The sequence below is a fragment of the Aeoliella sp. genome (assembly GCF_965227375.1).
Lineage (GTDB): Bacteria > Planctomycetota > Planctomycetia > Pirellulales > Lacipirellulaceae > Aeoliella.
The window spans coordinates 916,769-938,590 of record NZ_CBDDFX010000002.1; the positions used below are offsets into that span (position 1 = coordinate 916,769).

20 protein-coding genes are annotated in these 21,822 nt (G+C 61.0%); 9 read left to right on the plus strand and 11 right to left on the minus strand.

The features are described from left to right. Positions 1-1,527, plus strand: coding sequence for a deoxyribodipyrimidine photolyase (locus ACQK2L_RS16770; RefSeq protein ID WP_425398179.1), 1,527 nt, complete (start codon positions 1-3; stop codon positions 1,525-1,527). On the opposite strand, the gene ACQK2L_RS16775 is transcribed toward ACQK2L_RS16770, so the two are convergent. Next, positions 1,524-2,411 (minus strand): sigma-70 family RNA polymerase sigma factor, encoded by an 888-nt coding sequence (locus ACQK2L_RS16775; protein ID WP_425398180.1) that lies wholly within the window; start codon positions 2,409-2,411, stop codon positions 1,524-1,526. The two genes, ACQK2L_RS16770 and ACQK2L_RS16775, sit on opposite strands and share 4 nt — an antisense overlap. Positions 2,412-2,695: 284 nt before the next feature. On the opposite strand from ACQK2L_RS16775, the gene galK reads away from it, so the two are divergent. Both galK and ACQK2L_RS16785 read left to right on the plus strand, forming a co-directional pair. Further along, positions 2,696-3,880, plus strand: coding sequence for a galactokinase (gene galK, locus ACQK2L_RS16780; RefSeq protein WP_425398181.1), 1,185 nt, complete (start codon positions 2,696-2,698; stop codon positions 3,878-3,880). A 90-nt stretch (positions 3,881-3,970) separates the two neighbouring features. Further along, positions 3,971-5,896 (plus strand): metallophosphoesterase, encoded by a 1,926-nt coding sequence (locus tag ACQK2L_RS16785; RefSeq protein WP_425398182.1) that lies wholly within the window; start codon positions 3,971-3,973, stop codon positions 5,894-5,896. Positions 5,897-6,018: 122 nt separating this feature from the next. On the opposite strand, the gene ACQK2L_RS16790 is transcribed toward ACQK2L_RS16785, so the two are convergent. Further along, positions 6,019-7,494 carry a prolyl oligopeptidase family serine peptidase gene (locus ACQK2L_RS16790; RefSeq protein WP_425398183.1) on the minus strand — a complete coding sequence of 492 codons (1,476 nt, stop codon included), beginning with the start codon at positions 7,492-7,494 and terminating at the stop codon, positions 6,019-6,021. A gap of 40 nt (positions 7,495-7,534) precedes the next feature. Beyond that, on the minus strand, positions 7,535-9,217 hold the full coding sequence (ilvD, locus tag ACQK2L_RS16795; protein WP_425398184.1) for a dihydroxy-acid dehydratase: 1,683 nt from the start codon (positions 9,215-9,217) through the stop codon (positions 7,535-7,537). A gap of 590 nt (positions 9,218-9,807) precedes the next feature. On the opposite strand from ilvD, the gene ACQK2L_RS16800 reads away from it, so the two are divergent. The 4 genes from ACQK2L_RS16800 to ACQK2L_RS16815 all read left to right on the plus strand — a co-directional run bounded on the left by ACQK2L_RS16800 (position 9,808) and on the right by ACQK2L_RS16815 (position 11,996). Then, positions 9,808-10,212: an SMI1/KNR4 family protein gene (locus ACQK2L_RS16800; RefSeq protein WP_425398185.1), complete on the plus strand. Its 405-nt coding sequence runs from the start codon at positions 9,808-9,810 to the stop codon at positions 10,210-10,212. Positions 10,213-10,238: 26 nt separating this feature from the next. After that, positions 10,239-11,051, plus strand: coding sequence for a DUF4261 domain-containing protein (locus ACQK2L_RS16805; RefSeq protein ID WP_425398186.1), 813 nt, complete (start codon positions 10,239-10,241; stop codon positions 11,049-11,051). Between the two features lie 80 nt (positions 11,052-11,131). Continuing rightward, positions 11,132-11,725: a DUF2238 domain-containing protein gene (locus tag ACQK2L_RS16810; protein ID WP_425398187.1), complete on the plus strand. Its 594-nt coding sequence runs from the start codon at positions 11,132-11,134 to the stop codon at positions 11,723-11,725. 52 nt (positions 11,726-11,777) lie between these two features. Beyond that, the gene (locus ACQK2L_RS16815; RefSeq protein ID WP_425398188.1) at positions 11,778-11,996 is read left to right on the plus strand and encodes a hypothetical protein; all 219 of its coding nucleotides are present in this window, start codon (positions 11,778-11,780) and stop codon (positions 11,994-11,996) included. Here ACQK2L_RS16815 and ACQK2L_RS16820 read toward each other — a convergent pair whose 3' ends face one another. The 4 genes from ACQK2L_RS16820 to ACQK2L_RS16835 are packed head-to-tail and all read right to left on the minus strand — an operon-like array spanning position 11,997 to position 16,163. Further along, positions 11,997-13,118, minus strand: coding sequence for a PepSY-associated TM helix domain-containing protein (locus ACQK2L_RS16820; RefSeq protein WP_425398189.1), 1,122 nt, complete (start codon positions 13,116-13,118; stop codon positions 11,997-11,999). It lies immediately after the preceding gene. A gap of 41 nt (positions 13,119-13,159) precedes the next feature. Then, positions 13,160-13,906: a PEP-CTERM sorting domain-containing protein gene (locus tag ACQK2L_RS16825; protein WP_425398190.1), complete on the minus strand. Its 747-nt coding sequence runs from the start codon at positions 13,904-13,906 to the stop codon at positions 13,160-13,162. Next, positions 13,906-15,108: a hypothetical protein gene (locus tag ACQK2L_RS16830; RefSeq protein WP_425398191.1), complete on the minus strand. Its 1,203-nt coding sequence runs from the start codon at positions 15,106-15,108 to the stop codon at positions 13,906-13,908. Before ACQK2L_RS16830 ends, ACQK2L_RS16825 begins: the two co-directional genes overlap by 1 nt. Positions 15,109-15,125: 17 nt before the next feature. Beyond that, positions 15,126-16,163 (minus strand): DUF1559 domain-containing protein, encoded by a 1,038-nt coding sequence (locus ACQK2L_RS16835; protein ID WP_425398192.1) that lies wholly within the window; start codon positions 16,161-16,163, stop codon positions 15,126-15,128. Positions 16,164-16,410: 247 nt separating this feature from the next. Here ACQK2L_RS16835 and ACQK2L_RS16840 point away from each other — a divergent pair, with 247 nt between their 5' ends. Both ACQK2L_RS16840 and ACQK2L_RS16845 read left to right on the plus strand, forming a co-directional pair. Continuing rightward, positions 16,411-17,094, plus strand: a complete 684-nt coding sequence (locus ACQK2L_RS16840; RefSeq protein WP_425398193.1) for a metal-dependent hydrolase — start codon at positions 16,411-16,413, stop codon at positions 17,092-17,094. 82 nt (positions 17,095-17,176) lie between these two features. Further along, the gene (locus ACQK2L_RS16845; RefSeq protein ID WP_425398194.1) at positions 17,177-18,079 is read left to right on the plus strand and encodes a hypothetical protein; all 903 of its coding nucleotides are present in this window, start codon (positions 17,177-17,179) and stop codon (positions 18,077-18,079) included. A 60-nt stretch (positions 18,080-18,139) separates the two neighbouring features. Here ACQK2L_RS16845 and ACQK2L_RS16850 read toward each other — a convergent pair whose 3' ends face one another. The 4 genes from ACQK2L_RS16850 to preA all read right to left on the minus strand — a co-directional run bounded on the left by ACQK2L_RS16850 (position 18,140) and on the right by preA (position 21,738). Continuing rightward, entirely contained in the window at positions 18,140-18,448 is a 309-nt protein-coding gene (locus ACQK2L_RS16850; protein ID WP_425398195.1) for a Rieske (2Fe-2S) protein, read from the minus strand. A 4-nt stretch (positions 18,449-18,452) separates the two neighbouring features. After that, complete coding sequence (locus tag ACQK2L_RS16855) at positions 18,453-19,400, minus strand: class I SAM-dependent methyltransferase (protein WP_425398196.1); 948 nt, start codon at positions 19,398-19,400, stop codon at positions 18,453-18,455. Positions 19,401-19,483: 83 nt separating this feature from the next. Further along, positions 19,484-20,527 (minus strand): zinc-dependent alcohol dehydrogenase family protein, encoded by a 1,044-nt coding sequence (locus tag ACQK2L_RS16860; RefSeq protein WP_425398197.1) that lies wholly within the window; start codon positions 20,525-20,527, stop codon positions 19,484-19,486. 83 nt (positions 20,528-20,610) lie between these two features. Then, positions 20,611-21,738: an NAD-dependent dihydropyrimidine dehydrogenase subunit PreA gene (gene preA / locus ACQK2L_RS16865; protein WP_425398198.1), complete on the minus strand. Its 1,128-nt coding sequence runs from the start codon at positions 21,736-21,738 to the stop codon at positions 20,611-20,613. Positions 21,739-21,822: the final 84 nt, after the last annotated feature.

The window sequence follows — 21,822 nt, forward strand, 5'->3', positions numbered from 1 at the left end:
ATGCCCAAGTACCCCGACTCGGCTTTCGAAGACCGCACTGTACCAGAGCTGCGCGTTCGCACTCTGAACGACAAACAGGTCCGCGAAGATGGCGACTTTGTCCTGTATTGGATGGTGGCGTTTCGGCGGACGCATTGGAACTACTCGCTGCAGCGAGCGGCCGAGTGGGCAGCCGATTTGAACAAGCCGCTGGTGGTGCTCGAAGCGCTGCGGTGCGATTACAAATGGGCCAGCGACCGCCTGCACTGGTTCGTCGTCTCCGGCATGCGGGATAACGCCGAGGCCCTCGAAGATCGCCCCGCGTTGTACTACCCGTACCTCGAACGCTCGCCTGGCGACGGTAGCGGGCTGCTCGCTGCCCTGGCGTCGCAAGCCTGCCTGGTGGTGAGCGACGACTTCCCCTGCTTCTTCCTGCCGCGGATGCAGCAGATCGCCGCCCGGAAGGTCGATGTTCGTTTCGAGATGGTCGATTCCAACGGCCTGCTGCCGATGCGAGCGACCGACAAGGTGTTCGCCCGCGCATACGACCTGCGTCGCTACCTGCAGAAGGAGTTGCCCAACCACTTCGGTCATCTACCGCAGCCAGACCCATTCACGGATCTGAAGCTACCCCAGCTCGACAAGGTGCCCAAGAAGATCACCGATAAGTGGCCGATCGCCGATGTGCAATCGCTTGCCGACGATCCCACGGGACTTGCCGAGCTGCCCATCGACCATCGAGTGCCGGTTGTCCGTTCGACCATTGGCGGCGAGCGTGCTGCGCAAGCGTGCTTGCAGGAGTTCCTCGCCGACAAGCTCGAACAGTATGGCGACGATCGAAACCAGCCGGAGAAGGACGCCACGAGCGGCTTCTCGCCCTATCTGCACTTTGGGCATCTGTCGGTGCACCAGGTGTTTGCGGAGTTGGCTGCGAAGCTGAAGTGGAAGCCGGACGACGTGGCGACGAAGGCCAAAGGGGCTCGCTCTGGATGGTGGAACCTGAGCGAATCGGCCGAGGGATTCCTCGACGAGCTGATCACCTGGCGGGAGTTGGGCTACAACATGTGCGCCCACCAAGCGGACTACACGCGATACAGCAGCCTGCCCGACTGGGCCAGGGAAACACTGGCCGACCACGCCAGCGACGCCCGTGAGCACGTTTACTCGCTGGAAGAATTCGAACGTGCCGAGACGCACGACCAACTGTGGAACGCCGCCCAGCGTCAGTTGCTGGTCGAGGGACGAATTCACAACTACCTGCGGATGTTGTGGGGCAAGAAGATCCTCGAATGGACCGCTACGCCCGAAGTCGCATTGCAGGTGATGATCGAGCTGAACAACAAGTACGCCCTCGATGGTCGAAATCCGAACAGTTACAGCGGCATCTTCTGGGTGCTAGGTCGTTACGATCGGGCGTGGGGACCTGAACGAGACATTTTCGGCAAGATACGGTACATGAGTAGCGACAATACCGCCCGCAAGCTGAAGGTGAAGGGGTACTTGGAACGCTATTCACAGCAATCGGTTACCCAGCAATCGCTATTTTAGCTAAACGCTTGCAACTGCTCGAACGCTTCATGCTCGCGGAGTTTATCCATGGCACGGTTGGCCAACTGTCGAACTCGTTCTTTGGAGATGCCCATTCGCTTGCCGAGTTGGCTGAACGACGTCTTGCCTTCGACTTCGTCGAATCCGAATCGGGCGCGGATGATGCGCTTCTCGCGATCGTCGAGACCTTCCATCATGTGGCCCAGCACCTGGCTGAGCTTTTGCCACCGCTGAACGGCTTGGCCCGGATGTTGAAACTCTTCTTCGACCACACTCTCCAACACCTCGCTCGGTGTGGCGGCGAAGCGTTGGGAGTCGCGGCGGCGATTGTTCACCAGCCGACTTAAGTCGCGTCGCACCGCGCACGTGGCGTAGGTGCTGAACCGGAAGCCGCGGTCGCAGTCGAACTTCTCCACCGCACGCACCAGCGATGTCAGCCCCGCGCTCAGGAGGTCGTCGAACGAGTTCTTGGTGTCCGTGAACTTGCGGGCGATCGACACCACCAGCCGAGTGTTAGCTTTCAGCAAGTAGTTGCGCAAGCGGTTGGCTCGCTCAAGGTACTCTTCCGCCTCGTCGAGCTTCGCTCTCGAGGGGCGATTGGAGTTGGCGCTCGCCAGGATGGCCGCGGCGTGGTACTTGCAGTAGTTCATGCGGAGGAAGAACTCTTGCTCTTGTTGGTTCGACAAGAGCGGGGTCGAGCACATCCGCCGCAGGTGAGGTGGTAGGCCTTCTCCTCCTTCGGACGTGATGCGTTCGCGACCTTGCTCTACCTCCGTGACGAGGGGCTCCTCGAGGGCGAGGTCCTCATCGTTGAATCGCTGGCTGGCGATGAACGAGATCGGGTGTTGCCGGAGACTTTCCAACCGCTGCTTGGCGCTAGACATGACTGATTCACCATTCTGTGGAAGCGTTCAAAACGTTCAAATCGTTCACGCAATGAAATCATATCCAGTTCCGGCCCGCCTGCAACCCCAAAAACGTGCAAAACGTTCATGTGCGGCAAGCCGCTTTTGGCATGTAAGACGCCGGGAAAACGTGCCGCATGCCGCTACCATGGGCCTCGCCGCTAGAGAGAAATGCTTGCACTGGGTAGATTGGGAATCTCCATTTCGCAAAGCGACCCCTTCGCCGAACGTCCCTCACCGTAAATCACTTCTCCGAGCCCCTCATGCTGCCGACTGTTCCCCTTGAAGTCATGGTCGAAACGGCCAAGCAAACCTTCTCCCAGCGGTACGGCGAGCCACCCAAATGGGTGGTTATGGCGCCAGGCCGGGTGAATCTGATTGGTGAGCACGTCGACTACAACGATGGCTTCGTGATGCCGATGGCCATTGAGCGATTTGTTGTGATCGCAGCCGGCCCGGCCGATGGCGAGGGCGACACGCTGCAGGTTTACAGCGATGCGATGGACGACGAGTGCACCATTTCCGTCGGCGCGGAATCGGCCGAGGAATTGCCTCGCTGGGGACAGTACATCCATGGCGTGCTCAAAGAGATGTCCGACGCCGGGTACGCCGCTGGTCCGCTGCGGGCCACGGTGCACGCCAATGTTCCGCTGGGCGGCGGGCTCTCCAGCAGCGCCGCGCTGGAAGTGGCGACCGCCACGATGGTTGAAGCGGCCACGGGCAAGTCGATTTCTGGTCCGGAGAAGGCCAAGCTCTGCCAACGGGCCGAGAACATCCACGTCGGCATGCCTTGCGGCATCATGGACCAGTTCAGCTCCGCGGTCTGCGAGGCCGACCGCCTGATGCAGCTCGATTGCCGTTCGCTAGAAACCAAGCAGGTCCCGTTCACCAATCCCGATGTCACGGTACTGATCATCAACTCCAACGTGAAACGCGAACTGGCTTCCAGCGCCTATCCGCTTCGTCGCGGCCAATGCGAAACGGCTGCCAAGCAGTTGGGAGTTCCGGCGCTGCGCGACGCCACAATGGCGATGCTCGACAAGATGTCGGACCAACTGGAAGAAGTCGTCAACCGCCGCGCTCGCCATGTGATCTCCGAAATCGGCCGCGTGCAGGAAATGGCAAGCGCGCTGGAGTCCAACAACTGGGCGCTGGCGGGCGAGTTGATGTACGCCAGCCACGACTCGCTCCGCGACGACTACGAAGTGAGCTGCGAGGAACTCAACCTGCTGGTCGACACTGCCCACCAGATCGGTTCCGGCGGCGGAGTGATCGGTTCGCGGCTCACCGGCGCTGGTTTCGGAGGCTGCACGGTGACGCTCGTCGAGTCGGACGCCGTGGAGGATGTCGCCACCCGCATTGCCCAGACCTACCAAACGACGCTGGACATCGAACCCACGCTGTTCACCACCCGCCCCGCACCCGGCGCCCACATCGTGGAAGGCTGAGCCTTCACCGAATCTTTGCGCACCGCGGCGCGTTCCTGGTGTACAATCCTTCCAACACGCCCACCTCACCTGGTTCTCGGGAGAATCTTGATGCGTATTGCTGCGCTGGCTGCCTGCTGCATTGCCTTGTTGTATTCGACGGTCCACGCCCATCCTGGGCATGAGGACTCGGGCGATGCGACGCCCAGCTCCACACGTGCCGGTGTGCAGTTGCCTCCCGCGGTCGTGCTGCCGGAGATCGAAGGCCCAAAACCGTGGTCGGACAAGCCGGTGCTCAACGACCCGCAGCGATTTCAGATCGCAGTCATGACCGACCGCACCGGTGGGCATCGTCCCGGCGTGTGGATGGACGCAGTGCAGAAGCTTAACCTGCTGCGGCCTGAGTTCGTGGTGTCGGTGGGCGATCTGATTGAAGGTTACTCGCAGAATCGCAAGGAAGTGGAAGCGCAGTGGGACGAGTTCCTCGGCTTCATCGACAAGATGGAGATGCGGTTCTTCTTCGTCGCCGGCAACCACGACGTCACCAACCCCATGATGCACACCATCTGGCGGGAGCACTTCGGCCGCGAGTGGTACTCGTTCGACTACAAGGACGTCCACTTTGTCTGCCTGCTGAGCGAAGATCCGGTGGAGCACCTCGGCGACGAGCAGCTCAACTGGCTCGAGCAGGACCTGGCCGAGCACGCCGACGCGCGGTGGACGCTGGTGTTCCTGCACAAGCCGCTGTGGGTGTACGCCGAGAGGGACCTGGCCGCGGGCAACGCCGACAGCACCAACTGGAAACGCGTTGAGTCGCTGCTGGTCGATCGCCCTCACACGGTGTTCGCTGGCCACGTGCATCACTACGTGCAGTACCAGCGCAACGACCAGCAGTACTACTCGCTGGCCACCACCGGTGGCGGCTCTGGCCTGCGAGGTAACGACTACGGTGAGTTCGACCACATCACGTGGCTTACCATGGAGGCCGACGGCCCGCACGTGGCGAACCTGCGACTCGACGGCATCCTGCGACCCGATGTGGTGACCGAAGAGAGCATCGCTCGCTTCAACAAGTTCCTGCGCGGAGCGAGCCTCGAAGTGGAACCGATCCTGATCGAAGGCGCCGAGTCGGAGGCTTTCTCCCAAGGCGAGATCACCATTCGGCTGCACAACCGCTTCGACGAGCCGGTGGCCATGGCCGGCGAGATCGATGGCATGCCGCTTCGCGGGCTGACGGTCGATCCCATGCAGCTCGAGCTGGAAGCCGGCCCCGGCGAATCGGTGGAGAAGCGGATCCGCGTCGAGTTCACCAAGCCGGTCGAGTTTGCGGCGCTCGCGCGCACGACGCTCACCGCCAAGATGCGTTCGACGGCCGACAACCCTCTGCGTTCGGAAATCACCGTGCCGGTGGTTATCGATCGGCGGTTCTCGCTGCCATCGCTGGCCAGCATGCCCGAGCTGGACGGCGTGATCGAAGAGTGGCCCGACGTGCGTACCAACGCGACGCCCGACAAGCCGCTGCTGCTGGGCGACCGCCTGGCGTGGCAGGGTCCTGGCGACTGCTCGGCCGAGTTCTTCGCGCGGCAGGTGGGCGATCGCATGTACGTCGCCGCCCGCGTGACCGACGATCGCGTGATCGAAGGCGACGAGGTTGAGTTGCTGGTCGACCCCCGCCGGTTCGGTGTTCGCACCCGCGATTCGCAGTACGTGCGGACCGGGTTGTCGATCGTCGCCACCGCGCCGGACGAGAACGGCAACACCAAGGTCACCGCCAAGCGGATGCGCAACGGCCGCGACTACGGTGGTGTGAAGGCGGCCGCCAAGCGTACCGACGAAGGCTACGATGTCGAGTTCTCCATTCCGCTGAATCTAGTGAAGGAAATCCAAGGCCGCGACTGGCACAGCGTGCAAGGCACCGTGGTGCTGCACGACCGCGACGACCAGGACGGCCGCGAAACCGACGTCCTCTGGCGCGGCACACAGCGCGTCCGCCAGATGAACACCGGCTTCGGGCACTTTGTGCGTGAGAAAGAGTAAGGCATTCTGAGCGACGTTGAGGGCGCGTTCACCAGTCCGTAAACTCCTGGTCCGAATTCGTGAAACCTTCCTCTTCGTTCCAGTCCAGTATCTGATTCGCCGCAGGTCGACTGGCGGTGGGTTCATAGTAGAAGTTCAAATCTCACGACGAACGACTCGTACGCGGATGGGTTCTCGATTAATCCACAGCGGAATCCCTCGAGGTCGCCGTTTTCATACCTGAGCATGATGCCGGCGGCGCCGTCGCGTACATTTTGCTCCTCCAGGCTTTCGGCCAACTTTAGTGCGGCGATCGGGGTAGGTTCAACAGGCGGTAGTTGCTCCAGAAACCGCTGCTCACGCTGCTTGTATCCCTGCCAGTAATCTGAGTAGATATGGTTTGCTTGTTCCGGCGTAACGGAAATCGTGCATGCCTCGCCAGTATCCTCCAGAATCGCATCGGCAATGAAATCCTTCAGCGGTCGTAGAATGTCGTAGCGGTTACCTCCGTCGATAATGGCAGCGTGCAGTGGCGCACCATCGGCACGCGCCCTGCGTGCCACTCGCTGGGCGGATTCAGCGTGAATCGAGTCGCTGCCATCGAAATAGAACGTCGGTATACGGATCGCCAACGCAAAGTTTTCTGGCGCGCGAAGTTCCACTTCTTCGAGCCGATTGCGGTCGAAAGGAAGTTCTTTGTAATTGCCGGATCTCACTCGTGCTTCGAAATCCGTATCGCCTCCAAACACGAATGCAGCACGGAACGGGCTGTCGCTCGCGGCGGCCAGCATCGCAAGCGTGCCGCCTTCGCTGAGTCCCGCGACGTAAACACGCGTTGGATCCACGTAGGGAATACTTGCCACGTAGTTGCCGGCTGCTATTAAATCTTCGACCTCACCGAACAGGAACTCGAACTTACCCGGGTTGTCGTTTTCGCTTCGCAACGAAGGGCACATGACCACCATGTCTTTATCCAGAAAGGACTTCACCGTCCGGTCGTCCTGTGGAGCCATCGATTTCCACAGCCAAGGTTGAATCCCACCATAGCCATTGTGAACCCAGACGATGGCCGGCAGGCGTTGCTCGTTGCGCGGTGGAGGAGTAAGGTAGGCAACCAGTTCGCCGGCAGGAGACTCGTAGTATACCTTCCGCATGACATCTCGCGGGGGATCAGTAGCCGGCCCCGTGGGAGTGAAGCTGTGTGGTGTTAGTTCGGTAAAAAAGCCACCACGTTGCTCTTGCAGCGATCGCTTGAACGGAGGTGGAACTTCTTGCACCACTTGCGGCGCCGATTTCGGCTTATCTAGCCAATCGAACGGATCGAGGCCCAGCACGGTAGCCAACAGCAACGCCGCGATGGCCAGCGAACCAACCGCCAGGCGGACGTGGAGTGGCCGGCCGCGGAATCGATCCGGATTCAAGTATGGATTGTCTTCGGCCAGGACAAAAGTCTCTGGCATCGACACCAACGGCGGCGAGTCCGGTGCCAAGGCGTTGTCTTCTAACAGCTCGGGTATCGATAGACGCTCGCCGCACTTGCAAGTGGCCGAGCGGCCGGCCAATTCGTCCTTGACCCGGTATGCCTTTCCGCACGACGGACAAGTGAATTCGATCGGCATGGCCTGTTCATTCCCGCTGCAGCTCGTGTGAATTCACCGTCTACTCGTCAGTCACGCACCCCTCGCTGGCGCTCTTCACGTTCTTGATGTACTTATACAGCGTGCCGCGCGTCGCCTTGTACGGTGGGGCCTTCCACTCGGCTTTCCGTTTGGCCAGTTCGTCGTCGCTCACGTCAACGGTAATCGTATTCGCTTCGGCGTCGATCGTGATCTTATCGCCGTTTTGCACCAGGGCGATCGGGCCACCCACTTGCGCTTCGGGCGTGACGTGGCCGACGATGAAACCGTGCGAGCCGCCGCTGAAGCGGCCGTCGGTCATCAGGGCGACGTCTTTGCCGAGCCCCGCGCCCATGATGGCGCTGGTGGGCGTGAGCATCTCAGGCATGCCGGGGCCGCCTTGGGGGCCTTCGTAGCGAATGATCACCACGTCGCCCTTGTTGATCTTCTTCTCCTCCAGCGCGTGCAGCATGTCCTCTTCGCTGTCGAAGCAATTGGCCGTGCCGGTGAACACCAGTCCTTCTTTGCCGGTGATCTTGGCCACCGCACCGTCGGGGCAGAAGTTGCCTCGCATGATGCGAATGTGCCCGGTCGCCTTGATGGGATCGTCGAACGCGCGGACTACCTCTTGGCCTTCTTTCAAACCGGGCAACTCGGCCAGGTTCTCGGCCATCGTCTTGCCGGTAACCGTCATGCAGGTACCGTCGACCAGATCGTGCTCCATCAGCAGCTTCAGCACCGCCGGCGTGCCACCCACTTCGTGAAGCTCCTCTTGGACGAACCGCCCGGAAGGTTTGAGATCCGCCAGCAGTGGCACGCGGTCGCTCGCCCGTTGGAAGTCGTCGATCGTCAGCTCGACGTCCACCGCCCGGGCCATGGCCAGCAAGTGCAGCACCGCGTTGGTCGAGCCGCCAACGGCCATGATGAGATTCATCGCGTTCTCGAACGCCGCGCGAGTCATGATGTCGCGCGGCTTGATGTCCTTCTCCAGCAGTTGGAGCATCGCCTTGCCGGCATTCACGCACTCTTCGAGCTTGGCAGGGTCTTCGGCCGGAATGCTGCTGGAGTACGGTAGCGTCATGCCCATCGCTTCGATGGCGCTGGCCATGGTGTTGGCCGTGTACATTCCGCCGCACGCACCGGCGCCGGGGCAACTGGTGCGCACGATCTCTTTGCGCTCGTCCTCGCTAATCGATTGGGCGAGCAGCTCGCCGTAACACTGAAACGCGGAAACGATGTCGCGCTTCTGCTGTTCGCCACCGAAGTGCGTAAAGCCCGGCTTGATGGTGCCGCCGTAAACCATCAGGCCTGGGCGGTTGAGTCGTCCCATGGCGATCAAACAGCCCGGCATGTTCTTGTCGCAGCCCGGCAGCGTGACCACTCCGTCGTACCACTGCGCGCCCATCACGGTTTCGATGCTGTCGGCAATCAGGTCGCGGCTCTGCAGCGAGTAGCTCATGCCGCTGGTGCCCATCGAGATGCCGTCGGACACACCGATGGTGTTGAACCGCATGCCCACCATCCCGGCGGCCACCACGCCTTCCTTTACCTTGGCGGCCAGGTCCATCAAGTGCATGTTGCAGGTGTTGCCTTCGTACCACACGCTGGCGATACCGACCTGCGCCTTCTGCATGTCCTCGTCGGTAAGCCCGGTACCGTACAACATGGCCTGGCTGGCGCCTTGACTCTTGGGCTGGGTAATGTGGCTGGAGTATTTGTTGAGCATGGCGAATGGGAGTAGGTGATTGGGTGAGTAGGTGAGTAAGGGAGTAGGTTGTGCTACGGAGCTTGGTTCCGTGGCTGGATCGGAGGGTACGCCTTCGAGCTCGCTGTCTCCGGCAGGACCCCGCAACCTGGCAGCGGTTCGGGGACCGTTTTGGTAGTTTTGTCCCAAAACTCGATCCATTGGCCCAAAACCCTGGGGGTTTTGGTCCCGCCCGATTTCGTTTTTGGTCTGTTTTTTAGGGGTTTTTCAATTTCCAGGGGGGACAAAACTCCGAGGGTTTCGCCCACCCCTGCGCCAGTTGGCCCAAAACGATCCACCCGATCGTGCCTGGGCTCCGTACATTCTGGACCGCCTCTCTGCAGGCCGGGCATCGGAATACGCTGGCAGACCGCGGCGCAACGCATATTAGACCAGACGGTTTGTCCAGTTTCTATGGCGCGGAGGGAAGAAAAAACGGGGTTGGTGGCCCTGGTTTGGCGCGGTGGGGAAACTGGGATTCGCGATCTCGGCGGCTGGAAGGTCGTGGTGAGCTGTGAGAGGCTCTAAAATCGAACGAGATGGCGTACGCAAGAATTCCGGATGCCTTGGCAATGCCCTTCCCTGTCGATATCAAGTGGATCAACGAGACCGAGAAGAAGCTCGGTGTGCGCTTTCCGGCGTCGTTTGTCACGGCCATGGCCAAGATGAACGGCGGCAGCGTCACCACCTTGATCGACAGCTTCGTGCTATTCCCATTCTTCGACGCCAGTGATCGCAAGCGAATCCTGCGTACCTGCAACAGTATCGATCGAGAGACTCGCTCTGCGCGCGAGGGCTGGTGCGGCTTTCCTGCCGAAGCCGTGGCGATCGGCACCAACGGAGGGGGCGACTTGCTCGTCCTGCTGCCGATGATCGATCATCCCGACACCTTGCAGCACGGCGTGTATTGGTGGGATCATGAGACGGGTGAAGTCGAACTGATCGCCGACGACTTTGCTGAAGTAGACCTTGGCTGAACTTCTACATATCGGAACGACTGCCCATGTCCATGCAAATCATCGAATTCCACTTCCACCAGCCTCCCACCATCGACTACCAGGCAATCCGCGCACGTGCCAGCGAGATCCTGGGCTCAGAAATCGAGATGCCGGAGGGAGAAGGCGACAAGGCGCATCTGTTTGCCCACGTCGAACACATGGTAAAGTTCGCCGATGGCGCTGCACCGCCGCAAACTTGGTTGCTGGAGGCTGAGAAGTCGATTGATTTGGAGGGCTACGCGGGCGAGATCCAACAGTCGTGGTTTTGCCGTGATGCCGAGTCGTTGCTACAGGGCGCGACGCATTCGCTGCTGGTGACCGAGATGCTCGCGCAGACGCTTGAGCCGCAGACCCGCCTGGAACTCTTTCATGGAGTTGTTCAAGCGGCCGCCGAGCAGCTCGAGCCGCTGGCCATGGTGGCCAAGCACAGCCAGCAAGTGGTGCTTGGACAGGATTACCTCGACGCGGTTGACCAGCCGCCGATCAAGCGGCCCGGCTCATTGAACGTGCGGTTCTTTAACATCAGCAACACGCCGGGCGACATGCTGATGGATACGCGTGGTCTGACGGAAATCGGACTACACGATCTTCAATGCCACTTTCGCGATCTGGACCCGAACGACGTTTCGGCCGTGCTGTTCAACACGGCCATCTATGTCTTGGAGAATGGCCCGGTGATCGAATCGGGCCAAACGATCGCCGGCATCGACGAAGGGAGCAAGTGGGATTGCCAGTTCGAAAACGCCTTGGTCCCGCCGGAGCGGCAAGTGCTCGACTTGAACCCCGGTGCGCCGCACGCTGCGGGCGGGCGTGAGTAGGGACTTGCCGCTGGCAACCGGTGCTGCGACGTGCGACAATGGAGAGAACCAGTACTTGGCCTACGTCGGCGGACTCTTCCATGCACCGCGCCAACACGATCATCGCCTGGCTCTTCTCGCTTATCCTGGTAGGCCTGGAAATCTACGCCCTGGCGACCGACTCGCGGTACAAGTGGGACTTCATCTTTTTGATGATCCTGCTGTGGGGTGTCTACGCGATTCGCCAGAAGATCGACCTGCACCCGTTGCACTACGCTCTGTTGGGCGTGTTCCTGTTGCTGCACGACATTGGCATGTTCGGCTGCTACATGACCTATCCGCTCGGCGTGGAGTACGACTACTGGGTGCACGGCTTCTTCGGCTTCGTCGCCAGTCTGATCGTCTGCCGGGCGTACCACTTCCATGGGCACTACTCGCCCGGCTTCATCGTCGTGGCCACGCTGGTGGTGATGCTCGGCTTCTCGGCGTTTCACGAGATTTTCGAATACGCCGGCGCGCAGTTGGTGGGCGAAGGAGAAGGCGTGCTGTTCATCGGCGCTGGCGACCTCGACGAGTGGGACACGCAGAAGGACATGGTCAACAACGTCGTCGGGGCGTCCATTGGCCTGGCGCTCTACTATTTGGTTCGTTTCTGGAACCTGCGGCGCTCGCAAACCGCGAATTCCCAAGACTGATCTGCTACACTGGAGCCTCAGCATACGAACAACAGGCTGAGGCGCCCCGGCTGTGATTCAGTTCTCGATCAAAGACCTGCTGCTCTTAACCGCGTACGTCGTCGGCGGGATGATGATTTACTCGCTGCTGGTCCTGGTGATGAAGGCGTCGCTCGACGTCGACCAGATGGGACCACGCTTCGACAACGCGGCTATCTCCATCCGCCTGGCAGGGGCATTCATCGGCGCAATGCTGTGGGCGGTGGTGCACCTGACGGAGCGACTGCGGTAGCTACTCGGTTGGCTCGGACGCTGGCGAGCGTGCTCGTCGCGCGAAACTCACTGCGGCCGTGGCAGCGAGCATCGTCGCGGCCAACGCCGTGACGATCCACAGCACCCGCGTGGCCTGCTTGCCCACGCTTCCCGCCAGGTAGCCGCCCCAGGTTCCCTTGTGCGAATGGATGATCCAGTACACGGCCCGGTTGCCCAACTCGCCATCGGTGAAATCAGTCAGCCCGATCGGCTCGCCGGTCGTGGGGTCCATCGACACGAACGTTCCGCCAATGTCGCGCGGTTCGTGTGGCTTCTTCAAGATCACCGTCACCGCCGTGTCGGGGCGTCCCGGTTGCAATAGCAAACGCGGCTGCGCTTCGGGGTAGTCCAAGTTGGCACGGGCGATCAGCTCGTCGAGAGTGTACCGCGTCGAGCCGGGTGCTTCAGTGATTTGCGTCGAGCGGCCCTCACGCATTTCCTTGGGCATCTCGGTACCGCTGGCCCAATACACGAAGATCACCACCAGGAACATGTAGGTCACCGCCGCCCCGTTCAGCGCAATAACGAACACCAGCGGACCGAAGTACTTGCCCACCCTGCGGTGCAGTCGGAGCAGCGGGCCGCGAGATTTAGTGTCCGCTTGGCGACGCGTGACCCAATGCAGCAGGTAACCGGTGATCACCAGCGTGGCGGTCAGCAGCGCCGACGTCGAAGTGATCCACTTGCCCCAACGTGGGAGCCAGAACGTGCGGTGCAAGTTGTACACCTTGCCCATCAAGGTCGAATGATACGGCTGGTTGCCCGTCACCTCGCCAGTGTAGGGATTCACGAAGAACCGCACTCCTCGGCGGGGTCCGACCTCCTCGTTGGGTTTGGCCAGCATGGTGGTCGCCTGGTCGGGCGCGATCGGCAGCCCTACCGCGTAGACATGCGGACGCATGTCGGGATAAACCGTGCACAGAGAGTCGAACTGCTGCTGCAGGCTAAGCGGCTCGCCGACCGGATCGACGTAAAAGTAGCGAGCGTTGAGCCAAGTATCGATCTCGCGCTCGAACACCAGCAGCGCCCCGGTAAACGCCTGAACGCAAAGCGGTAGTGCGACCACTGCGCCCAACAGGATATGAATTCGTCGGGTAAACATCAGACGTTTCCGGGGTTTTGCTGCCGTTGCAAGCGAGTAGATTAACGGCGACGGAGCACGGCCCAGCCAGCCACGGTGCCGAGTACCAGCAACACGGAACTCGGCTCGGGAACAACACTGCCGGTAAGCACCAACTGCGAAGGCAGGTCGTTCAATTCGTTGTTGTCATCATGCAACACTCGTTCAGAGATGAAGTTCGAATTCGCGCCGTAGCTGCCATTGAAGTCGAGCGCTCCGCCGACCGACCATAATCCGCCAATCGCTGCGTTGAGGTCCGCGATGGCTTGGGCGTTGAGCACGGCCTCGATGTACTCGCCAGCATCGTCGTCGTTGACTGTGAGTGTCCCATAGAGGTTCCCCGAGCCGATGTCGGCAAACTCCGTGGCCGTGGGGCTGTTCACCAGGTCGCTTGCATCGCTCGAAACGTCGTACAGCAAGATGTCTTCCGACGAGTCCGAACTCTGGTACGGCGCGCCGGTTTGGTTGCCAATCCCCGAGCCAGGGTCTCCGTCTTTCGGATCGACCCACACGCGGAGCGTCGCCCCGGTGATCGTACCGGACAGGCCGGAGAGGTCGAAGGTGTGGAAGTTGCGTTCTCGCTCGATGGGAGTTCCACTGGGATTGGGTGAGTCCGTGTTAATCGCCCTTACGGCGTAGCTGCCGGCAAGCGAGCCGCCGTTGCTGCGGACATTGCTCCGGTAGGTGTGGTCGATGGTCACGTCTGCGTAGGCGTTGGTCGCCAGCATTGCGACCGTCGCAGCGAGCAAGACATTGGGGAGGGCTTTCATCAGCAGGGTCCTTTCAAGGATGCAGGAACAAAGGAAGTAGTTCTCGATGTACTTGGTGTGCCGGTTCGTAACCAGGCAAGCAGCAATGCGGCCATCGCAACGAAGAGGGTTCGTGGCTCCGGCACGGTGTGGTTTTGGGAGAGGCTGGCGCTGGACGGCAAATTGCCGCCGAACGATGCTTTCCAGGTTTCATACTGCCGAGTGTCGATGACGCCGCCATCAATGTCGTTTGCCAGGCTCCCGGCCGCAGCGCCCAGGTTGTTTCGCCAGGCGGTGTAGTCCGCCAGATTCACCACCCCGTCGTCGTTGAAATCGCCTGGCAGAAAGGGGGCGGTGGATGCAAAGAAGCTGGCTTCGTGAATCTGCGCGGTTTGCAAGATGCCCGCGCCGCCCACGCCCTTGCTGAACAGCGAACCGCGAAAGACGTAAATGCCATCGACAATCGACACGGTTCCTTCGAGGAAGTTTGGGCCCTCGGGCGACGGGTCCATCGTTGTCTTCTCTGCAAGTTCAGGAAGGTACTCCGTGCCGGGCATCGTGTCGGGAAACTCCGTGCCCGTTGGGTAAGGGCCGTAGTCCATCGGAAAACCATCTTGAAAGGGATGGGGTGGGCTTTCCGGATCGTCGGGATCCAGGCCCCGATAAGGAACCCCAAAGTACTGGCCGCTGGCCTCAAACTCGAAGAACGGATCGGTGAGCATCAGGTCGGCACCCGTTCCCGTTTCCGTTCCGCCTGAGAATTCACTGACAATCAGATTGGGTGCATACCTGGGAACGGGATTCCCATGCGCAAGTTCTTCGATGAAGGGGAGATGAACCTCCAACTCTTCGCCGCCGGAGAGTTCCTCCAAGGCGTTGTCGTTGAGCAGGAAGCGTCTATGGATCGTTGGGTCTTCCGCATCGGCGAGATAGTCGAAATCGAGGGAAACGAAATCCACCGACTGCACGTCGCCGCCCAGCGGCGTGACATCAAGGACGATGGTTCCTCCAATGGGGATCGTCTGCGTATCTCTTGTCGTTCTGGGGCCGGAATAGAACACATACCCGAACGCGGTTAAGTCGACCTCCGACAGGCTGGGGTTCAAATCAAATACCAATTGCTCTGCGCGGGCAGCGGCCGTTGGGTGCAAGGCTGCGAGGAGTCCAAGCAACACCAACGGCAATTGCTTGGAGACGGAGTTGGATATCTTCGTGCGAATCATTACGCCGTAGCAGTTCTTCAATCGAGTTGGACAATCATCCCGTCGCTCTTGCGGCCGAGATACACAAAGGTCATCGGATCGATGTCGTCATGAATCGGCCGGGACGAGCCGTCGGCCAGCATCACGTGGATCAAACTCCGGTGGTAACTGAAAGCCCCAAAATGGCTGTTGCAGTTGATGTAGCAATCGCCGGGCGACTTGATGGGATCGTCTCGGTCGTAGCCATGCACGTTCACGGCCACGTTGCCTGCCCATGGACCTTGCCACAGGAACGACCTGGTTCCTTCTCGATCCGGCCGACCCTGAATCCGATGCATCGGCCGCCCTGCCTCCTCGAACAGCACGATCGTGTTCGATGTGCCATCGGTCACGCGCTTGATCGAGACGCGAGTCTCGTCGTTCAGCAGCCCGTCCTCAACACGCCGGAGCGATTTGCGGCTGCTGAGAATGGAATTCTGACCAGCGGGATCCTTGATGCCACGAATGCCAAAGTAATCGGTCGGTTGCGCGCGCACCCCCGTCTGCCCGGAGTAGCGCATCAAGTTGTAAGCTTCCATTGCACGCCCGGTTGGTGCGGAGGGGCATCGATAGACCGCGACATACGAATTGCCAATTGGCTCGTTCGCTGGGTCATCAAATCCTTTCTCGTAGTCGTACCGGTCTTCGAGGGCGGCCTGTTCGTGATAGGGCAGGATCAGTGTCAGGAAACCATTCACGACATTCGGACCACGAGACACTAGCGACACAGGCGACTCTCGGCCGAGTGGAAAGTACCCGTGGACGTCGTGGTACTGCAGCGTGGCGAGGCCCGACTGGCGCAGGTTGTTTAAACACTGCGTCCGCCGCGCCGACTCGCGGGCGGCCTGCACTGCGGGCAGCAACAGGGCGACCAGCACCCCGATAATGGCGATCACCACCAGCATTTCCACCAAGGTAAAGCCCGGCCCGCTCTTCGAGCGGGTGGCACTTGGTGGTATGGAGTCGTCGTTGTCGATCACGAGCGGGTGGCCTCTCTCTGCTGCGGCCCCGTCGTCGAGGCTAAGTCTGCACTGCAACGCAAATGCCAGGCCAATGCAGGAAGTTCCTCACGAAGCAGGGCATTTCGAGCGAATCTCCCATGCGTGCCTACGGCAACGGCTCCGCGCGCTGTCGGCAATACCGACATCCGTGTCGATTGCGTCGCGACAACGGGTCCGTCACCCTGGCAACAGACTGCCGGACGTGCGAAACTGGGCACACTGGCGCTGGAAAACGACGCAACCGCGGGCGCGCCCGCTTTCGATTACTGACGGAGTCCACCCGATGAAGATCACCTGGCTGGGCCACAATTGCTGGCACCTTGAAATCGATGGCACGAACGTGCTGGTCGATCCCTTCCTGAACGACTCGCCCACGGCGCCGGTGAAAGCCGACGACGTGGAGGCCGAAGTGATGCTCGTCTCGCATGCGCACTTCGACCACATCGCTGACGCTGTGAGCATCGCCAAGCGGACCGGCGCGATGGTGCTCACTAACTTCGAGATCAGCAATTGGCTCGCCGCCGAGGGCGTGGCGCGCGATCACGCGATTGGCATGAACCCCGGCGGCGGCTACGACGTGAAATTCGGCCGCGTCGAGTACACCATCGCTCACCACAGCAGCAGCTTTCAGGATGGCAGCTACGGTGGAAACCCTGGCGGCTTCGTCATTACCGGCGAGGGCAAACGCATCTTCCTCGCCTGCGACACCGCGGTGTTCCTGGAGATGAAGCTCATCGGCGCGCCGGGGCTCGACCTGGCGGTGGTGCCGATCGGCGACCTGTTCACCATGGGCCCGGCGGGCAGCCTCGAGGCGATCAAGCTACTAGGCCCCAAAAAGGTGCTGCCGTGCCACTACAACACCTGGCCGCCTATTGCGCAGGACGCCGGCGCGTGGGCCGAAAGCGTCAAGCAGCATACCAACGCCGAGCCGGTGGTACTGGAGCCAGGCGGGGTGCTGGAGTTGTAGTACAATAGGGTCCAACTTCCGGGCGACACGTCGGTCGTCGGTTTCTATTGCAAGAATCCCTTGAGTGTGCGAGCAAATCACTATGATTCGTTGGTCGCTGGTCTTCGTCATTTTCTTCGTTGGTGGCACTACGGTGTTCGCTCAGGACGCGCCGCGGTGGAAGTTCGCCGCCGATAGTGAGCTGCGGTACGAGGTCGTGCAGAAGACCAAGTTCAAAGTCAACGCCGAGCAGGCAGGCGCGTTCGCCAGCCTGGCTTCGCAAACGCTCAATGTGCTGTGGCGGATCGAGTCGGTCGACGACTCCGGCACGATGACCGCCACGCAGGTAGTGGAGCGAATCCGCGTGAACATCAAGCAAGCCGGCGGGCTCGAAATGGTGTACGACTCGGACGCCGACGAAATTCCCGCCGGGCTGGCGGCCATGCTGACGCCGATGTTCGAGTCGCTGCTCGACAACGAAGTTACTGTGGTGGTCACCGCCCGAGGTGAAGTGCAGGAGGTGAAGCTGCCAGAGAAAATGGAAAAACGCCTGTCGGGGCTTCCCGCCACGCGGCCGATGAGCGACCTGCTGACCGGGTCCGGCCTGCGTCGCGTGGCCGAGCAGATCGCCCTGCTGCTGCCCGCCGAAGGTGAAGACTCTTCGGTCCGCGAGTTCGACATCAAAAATCGCGTACTCGGCAAGCTCACCGGCGAGCTCACCTGGAAAGCCGCCGGCACCGAAGGCGACCTGCACAAGTTCGAGCCAGCCATCAAACTCTCAGTCAGCCCGGACAAGAATGCCGAGGAAGATCCCTATCTGCCAGTCAAGCCGCTGGCCGACCCCAAGCTCACTCAGCAGACTGCGACCGGCTCGGCAGAGTTTGACGCCGCGGCGGGCAGGCTCACCAAGTCGAAGCTCGAACTGAACCTCACGCTAACCGGCGAACTCATGGGCGCCGGTGTCGAGAGCAATGTCGAGCAGACGGTCGAAGTGACCGCGAAGTAAGGTGTTCCCCTCTCCCGGGCCCTCACCTGGGTGAGGGTCCGGGAGAGGGGACTGTAGCTACTACAGCTTCACCTGAATCTCCTCCCCCTCCACGCGCACTTCGTACGTGTCGACACCCAGCTTGGGGTTGTCGCACCAGGTGCCGTCGCACACGCTGAATCGCCACGCGTGCCAAGGGCAAGACACCGCGCCCTCTTCGTCCAGGTAGCCTGCGCCGAGCGACGCGCCTTGGTGAGGGCAGCTATCGTCGATGGCGTAATACTGGCCGCCATGCAGGAACAGCGCAATGAGCTTGTCGCCCACCTCGATAGTGGTCCCCTGCCCTTCGGTGAGGCTGCCAACTTTCGCGACCGTTTGAAACTCAGACATCAACCTACTTTGCCAGCGTTATCGTATAGTACCCGTGCACTGCGTGGCCCACGGTGTAGGGCATCAACAAGCCGCACACAGCGTTTTCCATCGCCAGCGCGGGCATTGCGCGGCGAATGAGCTTCACCGCCAGCGACATCTTAAAGAACCGTCGACTCAGTCGATAGAGTCGCTGTAGATCGCGGGCCGTTTCCGCCGAACGGTCGATGCATTCGGCAACTTCGAAGCCCACGTCGGCGACCATCTGTTTCCAAGGTTCCAGCACGGCGAACTTGTCGACCGCGGCGGTCTTCTCCACCAAGAGCGCCGCCTCGCGAAACGTTTCGTCCACCTCGTCGAGCGGCCGATTGCGGAAGCAGTCGATCACCATCATCCGCCCGCCGGGTTTGAGAAGGCGATATGCTTCGGCGATGGCCAGGCGTTGGTCCTCGGTTTGACAAAGCGTTTCGATGGCCAGCACCGCATCGAATGACTCATCCGCCAAGTCGAGTTGCTGGTAGTTACCCTCAATGAACTCCACGTTCTTCAGGCCCGCCGCATCTTTCCGCGCGGCCTTTGTGTGATGCGGCGAGAGGTCGACGCCGACGAACTGCCGATTGGGCATCTGGCGGGCGAGTGTGCGGACGTTGTAACCCATGCCGGAGCCAAACTCGATGGCGCGCTGGGCTCCAAGCGACTCAACAAGTTCGGCGAACAGCTCCACGTGCCGGCGATGGCCTACGTCTTCGGTGTTGCCATTGGCGCCGTCGACGGTGGGGCTCATGCCGATGTGCAGCGCACCCTCGCCCGAATGGAACATGCGATACGCCCGTTCGCACTGGCGGTAGTACTCGACCACGCCGGAAGAATTGATATCGCGACTAGTAATCTCGGCAGCATCGAAGGCCTTGCGCACTAGCGTCAGGGCCTCGTCGAGCGGCACATCGGGAATCTGAGCAACGGGGTCGATCATCAGGCAAGGTGGCGGTTCGCGCGTAGCCGGATTCGCAAGAATTCGGGCCCGCTCGAGAGTCATCCGAATTCTTGCGAATCCGGCTACAATTTGTTAATCACCGCGACGCCAACTTCGCCAAAGTCGTTGAGCGTCTCGAGGGCGGCTGGCGCCTCGCTCAATGTCAGCGTGCGGGTCACCAGTTTAGCAGCCGCAAGCCGACCTGTAACCACGAGGTCCAACAGCGCCGGATACTCGCGGGCGGCCAGGCCATGGCTGCCGACGATCTCGAGTTCGTTGGCAATGACTGGCCCCATCGGCAGCGGCGGATTAGCCTGGTCGCCGGCCAACAGACCGACCTGCACGTGCCGCCCGCGCTTGCGGAGCGAGAGAATGGAGTTCGTTGCGGTCACCCGGCTTCCCAGCGCATCGAGCGACAAGTCCGCGCCGCGGCCCGTGAGCTCGCGGATAACCGCGGGCACGTCGTCGATTTCGCTGGTGTTGACTATTTGCTGAGCGCCGAGCGCTTGGGCGAGTTTGAGTGGCTCGTCGCGAATATCCACCGCGATTGGCCTGCCGCCGAGCGCCGCGGCAATCGCCACCGCGGCCAGACCCACGCCGCCACAACCATGTACGGCCACCCACTCGCCGGGACGAAGGGCGCCCTGGGCGGTGACCGCTCGGTAAGACGTCGCCATGCGGCAACCGAGGCTGGCCGCGGTCTCGAAGTCGAGTTCTTCCGGCAGGCGAATCAGATTGAAATCGGCGTAGCGAACCGCCACCCGCGCGGCAAACGAGCCCCAACCAGTAAAGCCCGGTTGAAACTGGTCGTCGCACACCTGCGGATGGCCCGCGGCGCACTCGACGCACTGCCCACACCCGGCCACGAATGGCATCGTCACCCGTTCGCCGACCTTCCAGTGCCGCACCTTGACGCCGACTTCGGCCACCACCCCGGCAAATTCATGCCCCGGCACGTGCGGCAAGTCTTTGATATCCGCATCGTGCCCCTGCCACCCATGCCAATCACTCCGGCACAGCCCCGTGGCCCGCACTTCGATCACCGCACCATCGACGGGGCACTCCGGCTCGGGCACGTCGGACAGCGAAATGGGCCCGCGGAATTCGTTAAACGTTACGGCTTGCATTCAATGTGTCTGGTAGCAGGATTCACAAGAATTCTGGCGGCAATATGGGATCCGAATTCTTGCGAATCCGGCTACGACCTTTATTACCCACGCGACAGTGCGTCCGTTTGATCCACAAAGTCGTCGCCGTCCCATTCGGTATCCTTCTTGATCATCTTCTTTTCGTGTTCAGCCTTCTTCGCCGCGCGGGCTTCGGCTTGGCGGCGGACCAGGTCCGAGTGGGTGGTGATGTACTGCAGCGAGTGGCCCTTGAAGTCCTCGAGCGTTTCGAACTGGTGGTGCTCCATGAACGCCAGCAACTCCTCCTGCATCGACTGCACGCAGCGGTAGCCCATCTTCATCACGCCGGTGCAAACTTGCACGGTGTCGCAACCCAAGAGTAGGAACTGTGCGGCGTCTTTGCCAGTCTCGACGCCTCCGATGCCGGAGAGCGAGCGGCCGGGAAACTCATTGCGGATCACGGTGGCGATTTCCATGCACATCCGCAGGGCGATCGGCATGACCGCTTGGCAACTATAGCCGCCGGGGGTGGTGTAGCCTTCGACGGTTGGTTCGGGCCGCAAGGTTTCGAGGTCGACGCCCAGCACGCTGCGAATGGTGTTGATGGCCGAGATGCCCTGGCACCCCGCGCGGAGGCTTGCCCTGGTGGGGTCTTCGATGTGCGTGACGTTCGGCGTCATCTTGGCCCACACGGGCCGTTTGGCGACTTCCATCACCCAGCCGCAGACTTCCTCGAGGATGTCGGGATTCTCGCCCATCGCCGCGCCCATCCGCCGCTCGGGCAGGCCATGGGGGCAACTCATGTTCAGTTCGAACGCGTCCACGCCGACCGCTTCGCACCGCTCGACGATTTCGTGCCAAGCGTCCTTGTTGTACTCCTCCATGATCGAAGCGATCAGCACCCCGTCGGGGTACTTGTCTTTAATCTGCTTAAACTCGTCGAGCCAAGTTTCGAACGAGCGGTCGCTAATCAGCTCGATGTTCTCCCAACCGATAATCTCACCCGTGTCGCGGCTCCGCAACCGAGCGTACCGCGGCTGCACGTTCACGACCTTTTCGGCTTCGAGGCTGATCGTCTTGCAGATCACAGCCCCCCACCCTTCGTCGAACGCCTTGCCGATCACGTTGGCATTCGTGCCAGGAGGGCCGGACCCGATGACGAAGGGATTCGGAAGTCTTAAGCCGTCGACGGTTGTTTCAAGCGTAGGCATGGTGTCTCCAACTTCGTAGAACGGAATTTATTCCGTTGGTTCGCTGTTGTTATTGTAACGTAATGAGTTCCGTCCTACTGGCTT

Bases quoted from the DNA above. Each gene is read 5' to 3' on its own strand.
- ACQK2L_RS16850 (WP_425398195.1), bottom strand. From the start codon at position 18,448: ATGTCTGAGTTTCAAACGGTCGCGAAAGTTGGCAGCCTCACCGAAGGG.
- ACQK2L_RS16860 (WP_425398197.1), bottom strand. From the start codon at position 20,527: ATGCAAGCCGTAACGTTTAACGAATTCCGCGGGCCCATTTCGCTGTCC.
- ACQK2L_RS16825 (WP_425398190.1), bottom strand. From the start codon at position 13,906: ATGAAAGCCCTCCCCAATGTCTTGCTCGCTGCGACGGTCGCAATGCTG.
- ACQK2L_RS16785 (WP_425398182.1), top strand. From the start codon at position 3,971: ATGCGTATTGCTGCGCTGGCTGCCTGCTGCATTGCCTTGTTGTATTCG.
- ACQK2L_RS16770 (WP_425398179.1), top strand. From the start codon at position 1: ATGCCCAAGTACCCCGACTCGGCTTTCGAAGACCGCACTGTACCAGAG.
- ACQK2L_RS16775 (WP_425398180.1), bottom strand. From the start codon at position 2,411: ATGTCTAGCGCCAAGCAGCGGTTGGAAAGTCTCCGGCAACACCCGATC.
- ACQK2L_RS16840 (WP_425398193.1), top strand. From the start codon at position 16,411: ATGAAGATCACCTGGCTGGGCCACAATTGCTGGCACCTTGAAATCGAT.
- ACQK2L_RS16810 (WP_425398187.1), top strand. From the start codon at position 11,132: ATGCACCGCGCCAACACGATCATCGCCTGGCTCTTCTCGCTTATCCTG.
- ACQK2L_RS16845 (WP_425398194.1), top strand. From the start codon at position 17,177: ATGATTCGTTGGTCGCTGGTCTTCGTCATTTTCTTCGTTGGTGGCACT.
- ACQK2L_RS16830 (WP_425398191.1), bottom strand. From the start codon at position 15,108: ATGATTCGCACGAAGATATCCAACTCCGTCTCCAAGCAATTGCCGTTG.
- galK (WP_425398181.1), top strand. From the start codon at position 2,696: ATGCTGCCGACTGTTCCCCTTGAAGTCATGGTCGAAACGGCCAAGCAA.
- ACQK2L_RS16800 (WP_425398185.1), top strand. From the start codon at position 9,808: ATGCCCTTCCCTGTCGATATCAAGTGGATCAACGAGACCGAGAAGAAG.
- ACQK2L_RS16855 (WP_425398196.1), bottom strand. From the start codon at position 19,400: ATGATCGACCCCGTTGCTCAGATTCCCGATGTGCCGCTCGACGAGGCC.
- ACQK2L_RS16790 (WP_425398183.1), bottom strand. From the start codon at position 7,494: ATGCCGATCGAATTCACTTGTCCGTCGTGCGGAAAGGCATACCGGGTC.
- ACQK2L_RS16820 (WP_425398189.1), bottom strand. From the start codon at position 13,118: ATGTTTACCCGACGAATTCATATCCTGTTGGGCGCAGTGGTCGCACTA.
- preA (WP_425398198.1), bottom strand. From the start codon at position 21,738: ATGCCTACGCTTGAAACAACCGTCGACGGCTTAAGACTTCCGAATCCC.
- ilvD (WP_425398184.1), bottom strand. From the start codon at position 9,217: ATGCTCAACAAATACTCCAGCCACATTACCCAGCCCAAGAGTCAAGGC.
- ACQK2L_RS16805 (WP_425398186.1), top strand. From the start codon at position 10,239: ATGTCCATGCAAATCATCGAATTCCACTTCCACCAGCCTCCCACCATC.